Origin of the sequence: Bradyrhizobium sp. S69 (assembly GCF_009766005.1) — a bacterium.
In the GTDB taxonomy this organism is placed as follows: domain Bacteria; phylum Pseudomonadota; class Alphaproteobacteria; order Rhizobiales; family Xanthobacteraceae; genus Bradyrhizobium.
In genome coordinates this window covers 34,305-51,398 of sequence record NZ_LMUK01000046.1, presented here as the reverse complement: position 1 = coordinate 51,398, position 17,094 = coordinate 34,305, and the positions used below count along the sequence as shown (strand labels likewise).

Genomic DNA, 17,094 nt, shown 5'->3' with positions numbered 1-17,094 from the left:
CGAGTAGCGAATGGATACCCTCTCTATTCGCCACTCGCTATTCGCCATTGAACCTTCGAAGCGCCAACGCCGACCAAGCGCGTATGCAGATGTTCCTCTATGAAGTCGTCGCCCGTATCGTCGCGATCTATTTGTGCGTCGATTGCTGGCGCACAATAAGGAATGGCCTCGCCGAGCGAAAAATCGCGTATTTCAATACCGATGTTGTCGACTGGCTATTTTTCAGCTGGTCAAACCGGTTCATTTACCGAGATACCGCGCCCGTGAGTTACTGGACAACAATGGGCCTCCAGATGTTCGCGTTGGCCGGATGCCTCGTTGTTGCAATACACGGATGGTGGCGCCCAACCCCCTGAGCGCCGACCATGTCTTTTCAAATTCAGTGAATTATTTTATCGAAGTTACGCCGCGCCATGCTCGTGACGCCGCCCTCTCACGCCCGATCGATGCTGAGGGGTCCCGCGCCGCGCGCGAGGACGAAGAGGGTGCCGCCGGCGAGCCCGATGTCTTTCCAGAAATGGATGAATTGGGCCCAGCGTGCGGTGGCATCATTGGCGATCGACCAATAAGGGTGGCCGATCACCGCGGCGCCGAGATTGAACAGCACCAGCAGCAGGGCGAATTCGCGGGTGCGGAAGCCGAGAATCAGCGCGAGACCGCTCGCGACCTCGATGGTCGCAGCCAACATCGCCCACACATCCACCGAACCGGGCAGGCCCGCCATGAAATGCGTGAGCAGCGTCAAATCCAGCCAGTGATTGACCCCCGACATCAGATAAAGCGATCCGATGCAGAGGCGGCCCAGCAACAGGATCATCGGCTCGCACCGCAGAACCAGGGAATCAATAACCCGCAACGCCATGACGACCACCCCGACCTTGTTCGCCTTTCAGTGCATGAGTTCACTGGAGATTGCTAGTTCGCTGCCCACCCCGCCTACATCAACATCAGTTGATTCGGAAATTCCCGCAGCTGGTTTTTCGTGCAGCGGCCCTTGGTCGACGATGATCCTGGAGTTACGGTAACAATGCACTCAGTTAATCTAGTAGCATCGCGGGCCCGTGCCCCTCAACGACACCCTGGATCAGTCACCCTTGCTACAGCGTCTTGATGAGTTGTTCGGCAGCCCGCATGGCGTCGGATTCCGACCTGGAATCCTCGCCCGTCACGAGGCTGGTCGTCGTCTTGCCCCGAATCGACGAGCCGGGCTGCGCAAGTGGCGTTATCGCCGCGCGCCAATAGCCCGGACGCCGCTCGTACGTGACAATCGAAAATTGCGACTTGTTGGCCATGTCATCTCCACAAGGAACCCCGCGCCAACTTACGTGAGATGTCAACGCCTACGGCCAACGCCAGCCGGCCCATGTCTTGGCTCGACGTGCGCGCCGCAGCGCCCCCTTTGGGAACGGAAGCCTGATCGATGCTTTGCCGCAGCGCCCCAGACGGCGCCGTTTTGAGGAATTCAAGCACTGAGCCCGGTTGAACTAAAACATCGGCGAGACCGACCAAGAGATTTGGGAGATCGTCGCATGAAGCGGTTTCTAATTTATCTTTTCCTCTTTCCCGCCATTGCCGCGACCTCGTTATATGCCGTGCTCTACATCCTGACGGGCGCGGTTGTGGACAGCCTGTCCGGGCCGGCGTTTGTCTACCTGATGTTTATTGGGCCGGCGCTGGTGGTTGTTTTGGTCGATTGGTTCGTCTCCAGAACGCGCATTCCCAGCGTCATTGCACCCACGCTTTTCGCCGGTGGGGGTTCAGTTCTCGCCGCGGCATGGGCAGGCACCATAGACGTTCCGGTCTTCAGCCTGGTCGGCGCCATTCCCGCCGCGGTATGTTCGTGGCTGTCAAACAGGAGAGTGTGATGGCGACCTACACCCCGCCCCAGCCGATGTGGAAGCGCAACCTGGCTGGTATCCTCGACTTCTTTCTGGCCTTTTTTGCTTGTGTGTACGGAGTGTCAAAAATATTCGCCTATCAATCCGATGCGCCTGCCACTTTTGGCAAACCAATCGCATCCTTCAACTTTGGCGATGCGACCTACGAACTGGGTGGATGGCCCGTGCTGTTGGCGTTTGCATTGATCATCGCCTATTTCGTTGTTCTTGGTCAGACCGGAGGCACGGTCTTTCAAAGGCTGTTCGGAATGAAGCGCGTCCCGTTCTGGCAGCCGACTCTGCATGAGTAGGTTCGACAAATTCGCCGTTGCACTCGTTGCCGTTTCGGTTTGCGGGTATATCGCCTGGACCCATATCAACTGCGCGCTCGACCCGCATTGTCACATGAACTGGTGCCATCGGCAGGGTTGCGGGATTTCTTACGATGCGGAGGCGCAATGAACGAGCGAGCGACATTCGTCCGACTCGCTGGCAAGGACAAATTTCCGTTTTCGAGTGCGACATAACAACCCGACGGGCAAATCACCTTCGCGCGCGGAATCCTGTCCAGCCCCTTCGTAAAAAATATTCCGCTTTGTTTTTGACCCAAATCAGCTGCGTATTGCGTGCGTCCCACCCAACAAGAGGGGCGTTGCGCACGTCACGAAACGCGCGGTGGGATGCGATGGACGCGGAGTTTGCGAAAGACGATCGCAAGCGTTCGCGGACGGCAAAGTCGTGTGGTCCTGACGCCCCAATGGCTGGTGTCAAGTTTGCGAGGAGTTCACGCTTCTTGGGAACGACGGTGGCAAACAAGCCAGGTCTCGCCGGGGAGAGCACGATATAAGCTGTAAAACCATTGCGCAGGGAAGGCCGGACTGCCTCCGCTGAACCTGTATGCTCGTGTGCGTTTTTTTATATACCCTTGCACGCGAGACCGCGGGTGCAGCGTGCACCCGGTCTTCCCTGCGCCCTCTTTGCTTAGCGAGGGCGGAAGTTTTGGCAAACCTCGGGCACATCATGTCGCGAGAATGCGGAGTTGTGTTTGGTGATCGTAGCCCGCATGAGCCAACGGGTCGCGCGAATGCGCGCCCGATGACAGGCTCCACGACATGCGGGTCTCCGCGGTCCCGCATCTCGCTTCGCTCATGCGGGCTACGCGCTGGAAATCGAATGAGGGAGATATTTTCGTCGTCCCCGCCTCGTGTGCAATTGCGCTTAAGGCGCCGGAACACACCAGAACCGTCATCCTGAGGAGCGGCCATTTGGCCGCGTCTCGAAGGATGGTGTTCGTGGCCATCCTTCGAGACGCGCGCGAAGGGCGCGCTCCTCAGGATGACGTCGAACTTGCTTCGCGGGCTCCTTCGCCGGGACGACGCAGCTATTTCATCACCGGGATCTCACACAGCTACTTCATCACGCCGATCTCGCGGAAGTATTTTGCGACGCCGGGATGAATCAGATTCGGCTCCGGCGCTGCCGCGACCGTATTCGCCGCGGTCGTCTCGCAGGCCTGCGCCAGTTTCTTGCAGAAGGTGGCTTCCGCGCCATGCAGCGTTTTCGCGAGTCGATAGGCGACATCATCCGGCAGACTGTCGCGCACCAGGATAAAACTCCAGGAGCCGACCGAGTTGATCGTGGCGTTCTGGTTTGGATAGGTGCCGGCCGCCACCGTCAGCGGCTTGAGGAAGCTGTGCTTGGCGCGGATGCGCCCGATCTCATCGGCGTCGGGCGCGACGAAGCGCGCGCCGCCGGGGCTGGTTGCGATCGCTGTAAAACCGGGCCAGCCGACGCCGGCGCCCCAGAGTGCCGCGACCCGGCCATCGAGCACCATCGCCGGGCCGTCACCCGCGTGGTCGAGATAGACCGATTTGAAATCCTCGTCCTGCTTCAGCCCGATGCCGTCCAAAATATAGCGCGACAGGATCGGCAGGCCGGAGCCTTTGGCGCCGAACGCGATCGGCTGCCCGACCAGATCGCGAATGGTCTTATAGGGGCTGTCGGCGCGCACCACGAACATGCCGGGACTGGAATACATCGCGGTCAGGATTTTCAGATGGGTCGCGCGCGGCCGCCCGATGCCCATGAAGGCCTCATAGGAAGGCTCGCCGGCGACGGTGGCGATATCGGCTTGGCCCGCCTCCAGCAGCGGAATGTTCTCGTTGCTGCCCTTGGTGTTGCGCGGCTCGATCGAAAAGGTCGGATCGGCTGCGTTGATGATTTCGGCAAGGGCATTGCCGTACAGCGGGAAGCCGCCGCCCGGCGTCGCGGTTGCGAAATTGATCGTGGTCTTTGGCATAGCGGGGTTTGAAATGGCGGGGGTTGAAATGGTCTTGCCTCCCTCTTGTGCTGTGGCGCCGGCGGCGGCGAAAGCCGTTGCGACGCAAATCATACGTGCGATCTTCATGTCTGGCCTCGGAACTCGTTCCGCGGAGCATGACGGCCTGCCGCGCGGGGGATGTTGTAGGCAAGTGCGGGGTTTTATGAAAGCATGGGTTTTAGACAACAAGAACAAAATAACGGGAGCGAAAATGTCTGGATTTTTACGCGCAGCCCTCTTCGGTTTGATGTGCCTTGCGAGCCTCGCCACCGGCATCTCCCCGTCGGCCGCCGCCGGTTATCCTGATCGACCGGTGCGCTGGCTGATCGGCTTTGCGGCCGGCGGCCCGGTCGATATCGTGGCGCGGATCATGAGCCAGTGGCTGTCCGACCATTTCGGCCAGCAATTCGTGGTCGAGAACCGCGCCGGCTCCGGCGGCAATATCGCGGCCGCCACCGCCGTCAATTCGACGCCGGACGGCTACACGATCCTGTTCGACGCCCCCAACAACGCCATCTCCACCTCGCTCTACAAGCATCTCACCTATGATTTCATCCGCGACACCGTGCCGGTTGCGAGCATCATGCAACTGACCAACATGATGGTGGTGACCAATGCGCTGCCGGCCAAAAATATTCAGGAGTTCATCGACTACTGCAAGGCCAATCCGGGCAAGATCTCCTATGCGTCATCCGGTCTCGGCACCTCGGTGCACATGTCGGCAGAACTGTTCAAGGCGATGACCCATTGCGAGATGGTGCATGTGCCGTATCGCGGTTCGGCGATCGCGTTTCCCGACATCATGTCCAACAAGGTGCAATTGATCTTCGACAATCTGCCGTCGGCGCTGGAGCAGTCGCGCGCCGGCAACGTGCGCGCGCTCGGCGTCACCTCGCCGCAGCGCTGGCCCGGGGTGCCGGATGTTCCCGCCATTGCGGAAACCGTGCCGGGCTTCGAATCCATCGGCTTCTACGGCATCTCCGCCCCCAAGGGCACGCCGCCGGAGATCGTGGAGACGCTCAACAAAGCGGTCAACGAAGCGCTGCGGGATCCCAAGCTGGTGGCCAAACTGGCGGAATTCGGCGGCATCCCCAAACCGATGACGCCGGCCGAATTCGGCACACTGATCGCCAGCGAGACCGAGAAATGGCGCAAGGTGGTCGAATTCGCCGGCGTTTCGGTGGACTGACATCATGACCGCCTCCAGGATCGTGTCTTGGCGCGTAGTTGCGTTTGCACTCGCCTGGTTCGTGGCCGGCATCGCGCCGTCCGCCGCCGCCGACTATCCTGATCGACCGGTGCGCTGGCTGATCGGCTTCACCGCCGGCGGCCCGGTCGATACCGTCGCGCGCATCATGTCGAAGTGGCTGTCGGAGCGTCTCGGCCAGCAGTTCATCGTGGAAAACCGCGCCGGGTCCGGCGGCAATATCGCCACCGAAGCCGCGATCGGGGCTACGCCGGACGGCTATACGCTATTGTTCTCCGGGGCCAACAACGCAGTCTCCGCCTCGCTCTACAAGAAACTGCCGTTCGATTTCATCCGCGACACGGTGCCGGTCGCAGGCTTCATGCAGGTGCCGAATTTGCTCGTGGTGTCGAATGCGATGCCGGTCAGGACGGTTTCGGAGCTGATCGACTATTGCAGGCAAAACCCGGGCAGGATTTCCTTTGCCTCCTCCGGCAACGGCACCACGGTGCACATGGCGGCGGAACTGTTCAAGGCCATGACCAAATGCGACATGGTGCACGTGCCGTATCGCGGGTCGGCGCTGGCGTATCCCGACATCATGTCCAACAAGGTTCAGTTGATGTTCGACAATCTGCCGACGGCGCTGGCGCAAGCCCGCGGCGGCAGCGTGCGCGCGCTCGGCGTTTCCTCAGCCCAGCGATGGCCCGGCCTGCCCGATATCCCGGCCATCGCCGAGACCGTCGCCGGATACGAATCGACCGTGTTCTACGGGATGTCCGCGCCCAAGGGCACGCCGAACGAGATCGTCGCCATCCTCAACAAGGCGGTCAATGACGGCTTGGAGGACCCAAAGCTGAGGGAGCAGCTCGCCGGATTGGGCGGCAGCCCGCAGCCGATGACATCGGCCGAATACGGCAGGCTGATCGTCGAGGAGACCGCCAAATGGCGCAAAGTGGTCGAATTCGCCGGGATTTCGGTGGAGTGAGGGCAGCATTGCGGGGCGGCGATCATCCCTGTAAACGATGACAGCACCGTTGCCGGCCGCCAAGCGGCCCGCCTGCGGCGGGGCCTGTAGCTCAATGGTTAGAGCCGGCCGCTCATAACGGTCTGGTTGCAGGTTCGAGTCCTGCCGGGCCCACCAAGCAAATCAATGTGTGTAGGGCCACTTTGAAAACGCCTCGGTTAACCCGTTGATTTTTCCGCGACCTCGCATTTTGAAAACGACTCGGTTTTGACTTTAAGAACGACTCGACCTCGTAAGTGGCTGCGATTGCGAGATTATTTGGCCTAAATTTTTCATCAGGCGTGGCAAACTCTCAGATAGTCGCTGATGGCTTCCGATTATAGCCGTAAGGGCCGCTGTCGGAGATAGATTTGGATATTCCCATGCCCGAAGCGCACTTGAGAGCGCAAGCATGACGACGTTCTTGCCGGGGATCGATGCCGCCCTGGCGAGATTAGCTCGCGCTTGGTCGTTACTTGCGTGGCTGCTCGTGGTGCTGAAGGCGAAGGTCGCGCATCGGGTTTGCCCGGGGAATTTTACGCTCCCGAGATTAATACCCCTCAGCCGCCACCTTGTCGGTGATCGAATCCTATGGCTAGCTTTTGGCTATGGGTTCAAGACAAGAGCGTGAAGCTGGAATGTTCGAGAACAGCCGAACAGCTATGCTTGGCCGGGCAAATCGAGGCGATGTGTCGTGAAAGACGATGGAACCAGTCGCCAAGGGATTGACTTTGCTACGTGATAATAGGCGTTTGCACGCTTTTCATTTATCTCGTTGCAGAAAGAGAGATCAATACCGTTGATCAGACGGTCGTACCCAGGGGAGATGCATTTTCATATTCGACCTTGCTCTACGAAATTCTGAACATGAGCCGCCAGAGCTTCGGTTCGGCTTTCCGTTATATCGTTGAGCCCGGGGACTTTAACTGGCTTCAACATTTTCTGGTTTTGGCGTTCTCGCCCTTTTTGTACAATCAGCGCGGCTCCCTCATATTCATCAACTATTTCTGCTTTTTTGTAAGCATAAGTATCGTTTACAGAACCGCCTTGCTGTCCAAAGTATCACGCTTCTGGGCGTTCGTCGCCGCGCTTCTTGTTGCTGCAATGCCGTGGAATTTTCACGCGCTCATGCAATTCAATCTCACCTCGCTGATGCCCGAGCCTATATTCGTCGATGCGTTGCTGTGCTCAACAGCATTGTTCTGTTGGTTCATCTCCAATCCACATTCAAAAATAACGGCAATAGCCGTCGGAGTTGCGCTCGGAGCAACCGTCTGGTCACGCGGGAACGCATTCATGTCTCTCGTGATGCCTTTGGCCGGTTTTGCGCTAGTAACCTTGATCCGCTTCGTATGGCCAAAATCTCGTTTGAGCGTTCAGGTCGTCGCCAATCTTGCTCTGATGGCGGTGATATGCTCGGCGATGGCAGCGATCTATTTCTATTTTACGTACCATGCGATCTACAGCTACTATTCGAATGCCGCGACGTCCCTGCAGTTTGAATATCAAAGAAAGCTGGCAGGCTCGGCGTGGATACTTCTCAACATGCCGGGGCTTGCCATTTCAGGACGATGGTTCCCGCTTGTCTCGGACGGGACGCCTTATTATGCCGTCGCCTTGACCGTCTTTGGTCATCTCATTGCAATCTATTCCGCAATTTGTGGCACCAGAAAAATACTCTCTGATGATAGAGGTCAGGTTATCGTTGGGGCCCTTGGGGTGATCGGAGCCATTTCGTTTTATCTTTATCTCATCTTCGCTCTTTTAACCTTCAGCGGATTTTATTCCGCAGCGGAAATTCGTCCTCTGCACCAGTTCGAACCTGCTCTGGTGGGGCTCATCTGCTGCGCACTCTCTGTTTTGTTTGGACTATTTTCGAGACGCGGCATGCCGCAAATGGACTCGGTGTTTCTGTACGTTGGGGCCGCAGTTATTTTTACTTTAAGCTCCGTGCAAATTACGAAGTCTTCCTTTCAGTCAATTATCGATGCGAATGGCTGGGGTGTTAACAGATTCAAGCGATCGCCTTCTGCGGATGCCTCGCGTTGTCGTCGGCTTAACGAACTTGATCAGGCATATTTGTCGAGTGAAGATGTCAGCCGAATTTCCCTGCTGTTCGGCCAAGAGACGGCCAATGCGTCGGCTTATTTTTTTTGGTTCGGCGTATTCAATGGGCCGATCGCACGCTATTACGCCGCCCAAAACAATGTAACGCCGTTCAGCGAGCTTCCGATGCGCTCGGACGCCGACGCCCGCTTTTGGTTTTCTACATTTGATCCGAAGCTTGTGGCGACAGAAGATGCCTTTCGCGAATATCTGGATTATGTTTTCGCGAAGTCGAAGTTGATTGTCATTCCCGAGCAGTTGGATGCCCTGACAGGGATATGGCCTTCACCAGTCGTGGCGTATCGGAAGGAAATTGCCGCCGCGCTGAACACCCCCGGCAGGGCTCCCGATTACGGTGTTTGGGCCATCATAGACGAGAGTCCTGTCACCCGGGTTTTCATTTTGAAAAGACGCAATCCGCAAGAGCCTGATGATGGCCTGGAGCAATTCCCTCGAACCTGGGGCACCCCGGCTCAGGTAGTGGGCCGCAATTTCAAGGGTGCCCGTACGGTGGCTCGAAAGGCCTGGTGGCAAGCGGACGCGCGCGCGACTCCGCAACTCTTATATGCATACCGTAATTATAATGTGGTTCGCGTCGGGCGGCTTTACGTCGCCGCCGCATTCGATCTGGGCCCCCTCAATATCAACGAGGTCTTGACACGAAATGTTTCCTGGCCGCCGTCGGAAAAATTCATTCTCGCGCGGGACGTTTCGAGCTTGAAGCCAGCGATAGACGCATGCACGGTAGAGTAATTTCTGCCGAACATTTCGCGTGTTCCTCGTCTCACAAGATATCTCCGTGTACCGTTGCAGCGTCTACAATCGTCTTTCTCTACCCGGGAAGAATAACGACGGCTGAGCGTTCAAATCGAGGAGGTCGAGCGGAAACTCCATCAATGACTTGTCCCGATTGATAACCCGTGCAGCGCCGCCATCCAGTCGGACGTTTTCCGTGCCTCGCGCCACGAGGTCGCAACGCGGCCTCCCCACATTGACTTCTCCCTCTGCCAATCGTTATGATCATAACAATCAAAACAGGGAGGTTCACATGACCGAGTTATCGGGCAGGCTCGCCCATGATTTCACCGATCGCACCAGATATGACGCGTTGATGGATGTGGTGAGAAATCGCCTGACGACACGCGCTTTCGATTCCAGCTATGTGATGCCGTCAGAGCATTATGAAATGATCCTGGAGGCCGCGCGGCATGGGCCGTCCGGAGCTAACGCCCAGCCCTGGCACTTCATTGCCGTCACCGATCAGGACTTGAAGAACAAGATCACGGAATATTTTCGCGAAGAGCAGATCCTCAGGGCCAAGCTCAAAATGAAATTCCCGACCCCGGATTACCGCGGTCTTGCATCGGCTCCCGGCTTCATCGTCGTTGTCAGCGACTTTCGCTGGGTCAAGGCATTTCCGGTCCTGAACGACGGCTCCGAACTCGACAAGATGTACAAGGAGAACGCGGAGAGGATTTTACTCCAGAGCGTGGCAGCCGCGACCATGTCGGCGCATCTCGCCGCCGCCGCTCTCGGATATAATGTCTGGTGGGTAACGGCGATTGGGCAGGAGAAGGCGCAACAGGCGATGAAGCCGCTGCTCGGCATTCCCGCGGAGCTCTCCGTCCTTGACATCATGTGCTTCGGTCCGCCGGCCAAGGCTCCGTACAAACGATGGAAGAAGAGCTTGGCGGATATCAGCAACTGGAACAAGTTTGACGCCTCCCACTTCATGACGGAAACACAGATCGAGGAATGGGTGGCCACCACACGCCACAAGGTGATGTATCGAGATGCCCAGAACGTCGACTAAGGGCGCAGCGGCAGCCGCGCGCGTCGAACCGGCATACAGGCTGGAAGACCAGGTCGGCTTCCTGTTGCGCCGCGCGTATCAGCGCGCGTCCTCAAATCTCGTCGAGCGGATCGGTCAATACGATCTGACGGCCCCGCAATTTGCAACACTGGCCCGGATCCATGAACGCGGAACGCTCTCACAGAACCTTCTGGGCCGGCTCGTTGCCATGGAGCCCGCCAACATCAGAGACGTCGTGCTTCGGCTGAAGAAGCGTCGTCTCGTGATGACGCAGCGCGACCCGGACGACGGAAGGCTGATCCTCGTCAGCCTGACACCATCCGGAACCTCGCTTGTCAGCGAGTTGCTACCCATCGAGATCGAATGCACGGCCAAGACGCTGGCCGGGCTGAATGCGAATGAGAAGAGACTTCTCTACGAATTACTGGGCCGGCTGGCAGACAGCTGAAAAGCAGATCGAATTGGCAGCAAATCGGGCACGATCCCATGCTCCGACACCTCGCACGGGGTGAATGGCGGGATCACATTGGACAAATTTCCAACGATCGCGTCAGGCTCTGGCGGCAAAGGCGAAAACAGGTTGCATACATGTAGCATTCGGCGATTATGCCCTCGACGCCGCAAAGGAATGGCCTCGCAAACAGCCGCAAGAGCTCCAGTGACAGGTTCACAACCGGTTTTCGTGGCTTCACAACTCCCTGGTCGGTGAAAATACGCAATGGACATCTCGGTCTTGCAAACCCAGGGGACGCAACGCGGTCTCCCAAAGCATCTCAGGGGGCTGGAGGCCGAGTCCATCGAGATTATGCGCGAGGTTATTGCTGAATTCAAAAAGCCCGTGATGTTGTATTCGATCGGCAAAGACTCCAGCGTGATGCTGCACCTGGCGATCAAGGCGTTCCACCCGGCCAAACTCCCTCTTCCGCTTCTGCACGTCGATACGACCTGGAAATTTCGCGAAATGATTGCGTTTCGCGATGAAACCGCCCGTCGTCTCGGAATTGATTTGTTGGTGCATACCAATCAGGACGGCGTGGCGCGCGGCATTGGACCGGTCGCCTCGGGCTCTTCGGTGCATACCCAGGTGATGAAAACCGAAGCGCTCAAGCAGGCGCTGGACTTGCATGGCTTCGATGCCGCATTTGGCGGCGCCCGAAGAGACGAAGAAAAAAGCCGGGCCAAGGAGCGCATTTTCTCCTTTCGCTCGCAAGGTCACGTCTGGGATCCGCGAAACCAGCGCCCCGAGTTATGGAACCTGTTCAACACCCGGATTCGGCCGGGCGAGACGATCCGCGTGTTCCCACTGTCGAACTGGACCGAGCTCGACATCTGGCTCTACATCATGCTGGAAAATATTCCCGTGGTGCCGCTTTACTTCGCCAAGCAGCGGCCGGTCGTGCGGCGCAATGGTGCCTGGATCATGGTGGACGACGATCGATTTCCCCTCGAGGCGGACGAGCGGCCGGAATCGCGGCTTGTGCGTTTTCGCACGCTCGGTTGCTATCCCTTGACCGCGGCTGTTGAATCCGACGCCGTTACGCTCGAAGACATCGTATCGGAGATGCGATCGACGCGCGTTTCGGAGCGGCAGGGACGCCTGATCGACAGCGACGAGGCCGCATCCATGGAGAAGAAGAAAAGAGAAGGCTACTTCTGATGGATGGCGTCGCCCCGACTGTCCAGCAGGCCAACAAGGATCTTCTCAGGTTCCTTACCTGTGGATCGGTCGACGATGGTAAATCCACTCTGATCGGCCGCCTGCTGCACGATTCGAAGCAAATCTTCGACGATCAACTATCCGAACTGACCAGGGAATCGACACGCCGCGGCGCGACAGGAGATGAAGTCGATCTCTCCCTTCTCGTGGACGGGCTCGAGGCCGAGCGTGAGCAGGGCATCACGATCGATGTCGCGTATCGTTTTTTCAGCACGCCGAAGCGGTCCTTCATCGTCGCGGACACGCCCGGTCACGAGCAGTATACCAGGAATATGGCGACCGGGGCATCAAAGGCCGATTTAGCTATCCTGCTGATCGACGCGCGAAAGGGCGTTTTGCTGCAAACGCAGCGACATTCACTGATCTGCTCGTTGCTCGGCTTGCGCCACGTCGTCATAGCCGTGAACAAGATCGATCTGGTCTCGTATCAAGCGAACGTTTTCGAGCGAATTGTCGTTGAATATCGCGCCTTCGCATCCGAGCTTGGCTTCTCGTCCATCATGGCGATTCCGGTCTCGGCCCGTGACGGCGACAACGTCACACGGCGGTCAGATCATACGCCTTGGTATCGTGGACCCACCCTGCTCGACTATCTTGAGACGGTTGATAGCGACAGCGAAACGAACGAAGAGCCATTCCGTTTTCCGGTGCAGTGGGTCAATCGATCCACCCCTGACTTCCGTGGCTATGCCGGAACGGTGGTGTCCGGACACATCAAAGCCGGCGACCCGGTTACGGTGGCTGCTTCCGGGCAGAGTTCAAGGGTGAAGGAGCTGCTAACCTATGAGGGCCCGCAACCATCGGCAGAAACTGGCGACGCCATCACCATCACGCTCGCGGACGAGATAGACATTGCACGCGGCGATCTGCTCGTCGGCCCGATTTTGGGTCCCGAGGTGTCGGACCAGTTTGCCGCACACATCATTTGGATGAGCAACCAGGCGCTGATACCGGGCCGCTCGTATCTGGCCCGCATTGGCACCAAGACGACGCCGATCACGGTGACCGGGATCAAATACAAAATCGATGTCAATACCCGCGAGCATCTCGCAACCCATACGCTCGGCCTCAATGACATTGCCTTCTGCAATTTGGCGACAGCTGCACCCGTCGCGTTCGATCCGTACGAGCAGAATCGCAAAACCGGCTCATTTATCCTGATCGACCGCTTGAGCAACCACACCGTCGGTGCAGGGATGATTGCCTTCGGGCTACGGCGCGGCACCAACCTTCATCGGCAGGCGACGCTGATCGGAAAGGCGGAACGCGCCGCCCAAAAGCACCAGAAGCCCGCAATCGTCTGGCTGACCGGCTTGTCGGGCGCGGGCAAATCGACCATTGCCAACATCGCCGAGCGGCAGCTTCATGCTGCGGGCCATCACACCATGCTGCTGGACGGCGACAATGTGCGCCTCGGCCTCAACCGCGACCTCGGGTTCACCGAAGCAGACAGGGTCGAGAATATTCGCCGCGCCGGCGAAGTGGCAAAACTGCTGGCGGATTCCGGTCTGATCGTGCTGTGCTGCTTCATCTCCCCCTACGCGGCCGATCGCGAGATGTTGCGGCGATTGGTGCCGGATGGGGAATTCATCGAAGTATTCGTCGATACACCGATTGATGAATGCGCCAGACGCGATCCCAAGGGCCTCTACGCGAAAGCCAAAGCCGGCAAGATCAAGAATTTCACCGGCTTCGATGCCCCCTATGAAGCTCCCGCGAACCCCGAAATACATTTGCACACGACAGGCCAGCAGGCAGAACAACTGGCCGAACGCCTCACAGCAAAGCTCGCCGAGCTTGGCATCATAAGATAGACGGCGCGACCGGCCGTAACAGCTTCGCACCCCTATTTCACCGGGATTTCGGCGAGGATCGACGATGCCGACCCGATGTTGCGGTCGTTCACTCCGGTTCCTGACTGTTCGGATCATCCAGCCGGCAGCGTCAACGCTTCCGACATCGTCACCCGGTTCTTGACGCTGGGGCGCTGCTGCATCCTTGCGTACCAGGCTTGAAGCGCCTCGCATTGCGCCGGCACCGGCAGCTCGACCAGCCCCGCAAAGATCAGACCTCCGATCACCGTGATGTCGGCCATCGAGAACAGTTCACCGGCGACGAACGGCTGCTGCTTCAGCACGCCGTCGAAGTAGTTCATGCCCCTCAGGGCTTTGTCGCGTTGACGCGAACCCCACTCGGCGTTCTGATAGATCTCGACGTCGGGTCCAAGCCCCGGCGTGGCGTGGTGGAAATAAACACTGATGGCGTCGAGCAGCTCCAACTCGGCGCGCTTGTTCATCATGTGGATCAAGCCCTTTTCGCGCGGCGTGCGGCCGGTGAGCGTGGGAGAGCCGTCGAGCGCGTCGAGATATTCGGTAATGGCCGTACATTCGGCAATAAAGGTCCCGTCGTCGAGTTCGAGCACCGGCAGCGTGCCCGAGTAATTCTTGGCGAGGAATTCAGGCCGCTTGTGCTCGCCTTTCCGCAGATGGACCGTCACGAACTGGACGCGCGATTGCAGCTCCTTCTCCGCCAGGGCGATACGAACGCGAGCCGGATAAGGGCCGGTCGGCCAATCGTGAATCTTCATCGCCGCCGATTTGACGATCTCTGAATTGCTGGTGTGAATGCTCATGAACTTTATCCTACCTGTCAGTTGGTAGATAATGTATGTGGCTTTAAATCTTTGCTGTCAACGTCTATCTGTCACTTGGTAGGCAATCGATTCGATGGCTGTGAGGTCTAAAAATGAGCACGAACTCCAAGGAAGCCATCCTGGGGGCGGCCAAGCGGACCGCGCAGGCGCATGGCTATGGCGGCTTGAATTTCCGCGATCTCGCAGCCGAAGTGGGTATCAAGGCCGCGAGCATCTACCATCACTTCCCGAGCAAAGCCGATCTCGGTGCCGCGGTCGCGAGGCGTTATTGGGAAGACTCAGCGGCCGCGCTGGAGGCGGTGCTGGCCGAATCCCCGGATCCGCTGCACAGCCTGCGCCGATATCCCGATACGTTTCGCAAGGCGCTCGAGAACAATAATCGCATGTGCCTGTGCAGCTTCATGGCTGCCGAATATGACGACCTGCCGGAGCCGGTGAAGAAAGAGGTTCAGGCCTTTGCCGATGTCAACGTCGCGTGGCTGAGCAGGGTGCTGTGCGCCGCGGCCGTGGTCGGTGTCGAGGAGAGCCAATTGCGGGCGCGCGCCATCTTTGCCGCCATCGCCGGCGCTCAATTGATGGCGAGAAGCCGCTCGGACATCTCGCTCTATGATTCGTTGATCGACAGCTATCGCGCGGCGGGCCTTTTGCCGGCGTAGACGGCGTCATGTTCTAAACCACCGTTCTCAAGAATAAGTCGGCCATCGGCGACTGACAAAAACGTTCTTAGCTGGAGCGCGACCGGACGACGGATTGCGGCAGCGACGCCAGGAACAACACGGTGCAGACGCACAGCAGCACGATATCCTTGAAGATGAACTCGCCGGCGAGATTCCAGGCCATCGGGTCGGTCGACCAACTCCAGACCACGACACCCGGCGTCGTGAAGAAGAACGACCAGGTGATGGCGAAAGTGACCATCCCCATCAACGAGCCGATCGCTGACAGGACCGGGCTGAACGCGCCCGCCACCAGAAGTACCGCGATACCCAGCTCGGCAACCCCGAGGAAATAAGCTTCTCCCCTGAGGCCGAAGGCCGATAGCCACGAAATGAATGGACTGTTGCTGATGAATTGCACGATGCCCTGCGCCGACTGCAGGGTGAATTTCTGCATGCCAAACGACACGAAGATCACCACCATGACCCAGCGCAGAATGGCCAGGAACCGGTAAGATCCCGCTCCATTTTCAGCGATGTTGAAAGATATTTTCATGTGGATCACTTGGTCCCTTGAAAGATTGCTTGGCTTGAAAGATGGCTTGCGAGAGGCCGCCTGGAAGTCGCGTCCTTCAAGATCCTGTTCGCGGGCGCGGGCAGTTTCGTTACGCGCCGCCGGAAGTCCCGGGTTCACAATCATGTGCAGGCGGCCATATGCACGCGGCGCGCGAGCAATATTTCGCAACGCGGCAATGTCTCGCGCCAAGCGCCGCGATGCGGTCTGAACATCACCGTCAAAGATTTGTCGGATTAAGTCGCAAAATGGAAAGACAAGGCTCCGGTGACGGCCTAGACTTCAATCCTGCTCCACCGTCTATAAGGTGCGGCCATGACGACCTCGCATGTTACGCCGACGATGTTTGCGCTCTCGCCCGTCGAGCACCCGCGCTGCCCCTGTTGCGAAACCCGCATGGCGCTGGCGGGCATCCAGCCCGGGCCGGCCGGTCTCGATTACCGCACGTTCGAATGCGTGAAGTGCAATCATACCGAAACCGTCATTGCCGACGATCCGATGAAATCGGCAAAGGCAGGCTGGCTGCAGAGTGAGTTGAAGCCGCCGCAGTAGTCGCTTACCTCCGGCCAAACGACTTTACGTTTGTGCCGAGGCCAAACGACTTTGCGCTTATGCCGAGGCCAAACGCTCTGCGTTTGTCCAGGCCCACGGCCCCCGCGCGATCAGCTATCGTCCTCGGAGGCGTCCGGCAGTTCGGCGAGCCTCGGAATCAGCCGAACGGTAATATCGGCTTCCTTCAGCATCGCGCCCGCGATGGAGAAATCCTCCGCCCAGTTTGAATTGGGCCGATCGGGCGCATAGGCAATCAGTTCGGAGATGCCCGATTGGATGATGGCCTTGGTACATTCCACGCAGGGGAACCAGGGCACGTAGATCGAGCAGCCCTTCAGCGCCACGCCGACCCGCGCCGCGTTGAAGATGGCGTTCTGCTCGGCATGGCAGCTCCAGATATATTTCGCACCGGTCACCCGCGAATGGCGTTCTTCCAGATCGTCGCGAACGCCGCGCGGCAAGCCGTTGAATCCGGTAGAGCGAATTTCGTTGTCGGGCCCGACGATGACGGCGCCGACGCGCCTTCCCTTCTCGATGCTCCAGGATGCCAAATGGTGGGCCAGGAGCATAAATCGCTCATCCCATTTGTGATCTCGCAATACGGTCTCCCATCGAGGTCGAAGTCATCGCCCGG

General features: G+C 58.4%; 17 protein-coding genes and 1 tRNA gene. 12 read left to right on the top strand and 6 right to left on the bottom strand.

Annotation, left to right across the window (positions count from 1 at the left end; translation table 11 throughout):
* Positions 1–433: 433 nt before the first annotated feature.
* Both GSQ88_RS25030 and GSQ88_RS25025 read right to left on the bottom strand, forming a co-directional pair.
* Entirely contained in the window at positions 434–862 is a 429-nt protein-coding gene (locus GSQ88_RS25030; protein ID WP_159010451.1) for a DoxX family protein, read from the bottom strand.
* 235 nt (positions 863–1,097) lie between these two features.
* Positions 1,098–1,292 (bottom strand): hypothetical protein, encoded by a 195-nt coding sequence (locus tag GSQ88_RS25025; RefSeq protein ID WP_159010450.1) that lies wholly within the window; start codon positions 1,290–1,292, stop codon positions 1,098–1,100.
* Between the two features lie 237 nt (positions 1,293–1,529).
* Here GSQ88_RS25025 and GSQ88_RS25020 point away from each other — a divergent pair, with 237 nt between their 5' ends.
* Together GSQ88_RS25020 and GSQ88_RS25015 are read left to right on the top strand one after the other, a co-directional pair.
* On the top strand, positions 1,530–1,865 hold the full coding sequence (locus tag GSQ88_RS25020) for a hypothetical protein (RefSeq protein WP_159010449.1): 336 nt from the start codon (positions 1,530–1,532) through the stop codon (positions 1,863–1,865).
* Entirely contained in the window at positions 1,865–2,188 is a 324-nt protein-coding gene (locus GSQ88_RS25015) for an RDD family protein (RefSeq protein WP_159010448.1), read from the top strand. Before GSQ88_RS25020 ends, GSQ88_RS25015 begins: the two co-directional genes overlap by 1 nt.
* Before the next feature lie 1,097 nt (positions 2,189–3,285).
* On the opposite strand, the gene GSQ88_RS25010 is transcribed toward GSQ88_RS25015, so the two are convergent.
* Positions 3,286–4,284, bottom strand: a complete 999-nt coding sequence (locus GSQ88_RS25010; RefSeq protein WP_159010447.1) for a TAXI family TRAP transporter solute-binding subunit — start codon at positions 4,282–4,284, stop codon at positions 3,286–3,288.
* Between the two features lie 124 nt (positions 4,285–4,408).
* Here GSQ88_RS25010 and GSQ88_RS25005 point away from each other — a divergent pair, with 124 nt between their 5' ends.
* From GSQ88_RS25005 to cysN, 8 genes are all read left to right on the top strand, one after another.
* Positions 4,409–5,386, top strand: a complete 978-nt coding sequence (locus GSQ88_RS25005) for a tripartite tricarboxylate transporter substrate binding protein (RefSeq protein WP_159010446.1) — start codon at positions 4,409–4,411, stop codon at positions 5,384–5,386.
* 4 nt (positions 5,387–5,390) lie between these two features.
* A complete protein-coding gene (locus GSQ88_RS25000) occupies positions 5,391–6,371 on the top strand; it encodes a Bug family tripartite tricarboxylate transporter substrate binding protein (protein WP_159010445.1) in 981 nt (326 codons plus the stop codon).
* An 80-nt stretch (positions 6,372–6,451) separates the two neighbouring features.
* Positions 6,452–6,527: transfer RNA gene (locus GSQ88_RS24995), tRNA-Ile, on the top strand.
* Positions 6,528–7,256: 729 nt separating this feature from the next.
* Entirely contained in the window at positions 7,257–9,248 is a 1,992-nt protein-coding gene (locus GSQ88_RS24990; RefSeq protein WP_159010444.1) for a hypothetical protein, read from the top strand.
* Positions 9,249–9,543: 295 nt separating this feature from the next.
* A complete protein-coding gene (locus tag GSQ88_RS24985; RefSeq protein ID WP_210253888.1) occupies positions 9,544–10,308 on the top strand; it encodes a nitroreductase family protein in 765 nt (254 codons plus the stop codon).
* Positions 10,289–10,756 carry a MarR family winged helix-turn-helix transcriptional regulator gene (locus tag GSQ88_RS24980; protein ID WP_159010442.1) on the top strand — a complete coding sequence of 156 codons (468 nt, stop codon included), beginning with the start codon at positions 10,289–10,291 and terminating at the stop codon, positions 10,754–10,756. Before GSQ88_RS24985 ends, GSQ88_RS24980 begins: the two co-directional genes overlap by 20 nt.
* Positions 10,757–11,026: 270 nt before the next feature.
* The gene (gene cysD, locus GSQ88_RS24975) at positions 11,027–11,965 is read left to right on the top strand and encodes a sulfate adenylyltransferase subunit CysD (protein ID WP_159010441.1); all 939 of its coding nucleotides are present in this window, start codon (positions 11,027–11,029) and stop codon (positions 11,963–11,965) included.
* Positions 11,965–13,839: a sulfate adenylyltransferase subunit CysN gene (cysN, locus tag GSQ88_RS24970; RefSeq protein WP_159010440.1), complete on the top strand. Its 1,875-nt coding sequence runs from the start codon at positions 11,965–11,967 to the stop codon at positions 13,837–13,839. Before cysD ends, cysN begins: the two co-directional genes overlap by 1 nt.
* A gap of 113 nt (positions 13,840–13,952) precedes the next feature.
* Here cysN and GSQ88_RS24965 read toward each other — a convergent pair whose 3' ends face one another.
* A complete protein-coding gene (locus GSQ88_RS24965) occupies positions 13,953–14,612 on the bottom strand; it encodes a glutathione S-transferase (protein WP_159010950.1) in 660 nt (219 codons plus the stop codon).
* Positions 14,613–14,770: 158 nt separating this feature from the next.
* Between GSQ88_RS24965 and GSQ88_RS24960 the strand changes: the two genes are divergently transcribed.
* On the top strand, positions 14,771–15,334 hold the full coding sequence (locus GSQ88_RS24960; protein ID WP_159010439.1) for a TetR/AcrR family transcriptional regulator: 564 nt from the start codon (positions 14,771–14,773) through the stop codon (positions 15,332–15,334).
* A gap of 67 nt (positions 15,335–15,401) precedes the next feature.
* Here the strand turns inward: GSQ88_RS24960 and GSQ88_RS24955 are convergent, their stop codons facing one another.
* Positions 15,402–16,100 (bottom strand): YkgB family protein, encoded by a 699-nt coding sequence (locus tag GSQ88_RS24955; protein WP_246785001.1) that lies wholly within the window; start codon positions 16,098–16,100, stop codon positions 15,402–15,404.
* A 123-nt stretch (positions 16,101–16,223) separates the two neighbouring features.
* Between GSQ88_RS24955 and GSQ88_RS24950 the strand changes: the two genes are divergently transcribed.
* The gene (locus tag GSQ88_RS24950) at positions 16,224–16,460 is read left to right on the top strand and encodes a response regulator (RefSeq protein ID WP_246785000.1); all 237 of its coding nucleotides are present in this window, start codon (positions 16,224–16,226) and stop codon (positions 16,458–16,460) included.
* Between the two features lie 110 nt (positions 16,461–16,570).
* Here the strand turns inward: GSQ88_RS24950 and GSQ88_RS24945 are convergent, their stop codons facing one another.
* Positions 16,571–17,059, bottom strand: a complete 489-nt coding sequence (locus tag GSQ88_RS24945) for a deoxycytidylate deaminase (protein ID WP_283810704.1) — start codon at positions 17,057–17,059, stop codon at positions 16,571–16,573.
* Between the last annotated feature and the right edge of the window lie 35 nt (positions 17,060–17,094).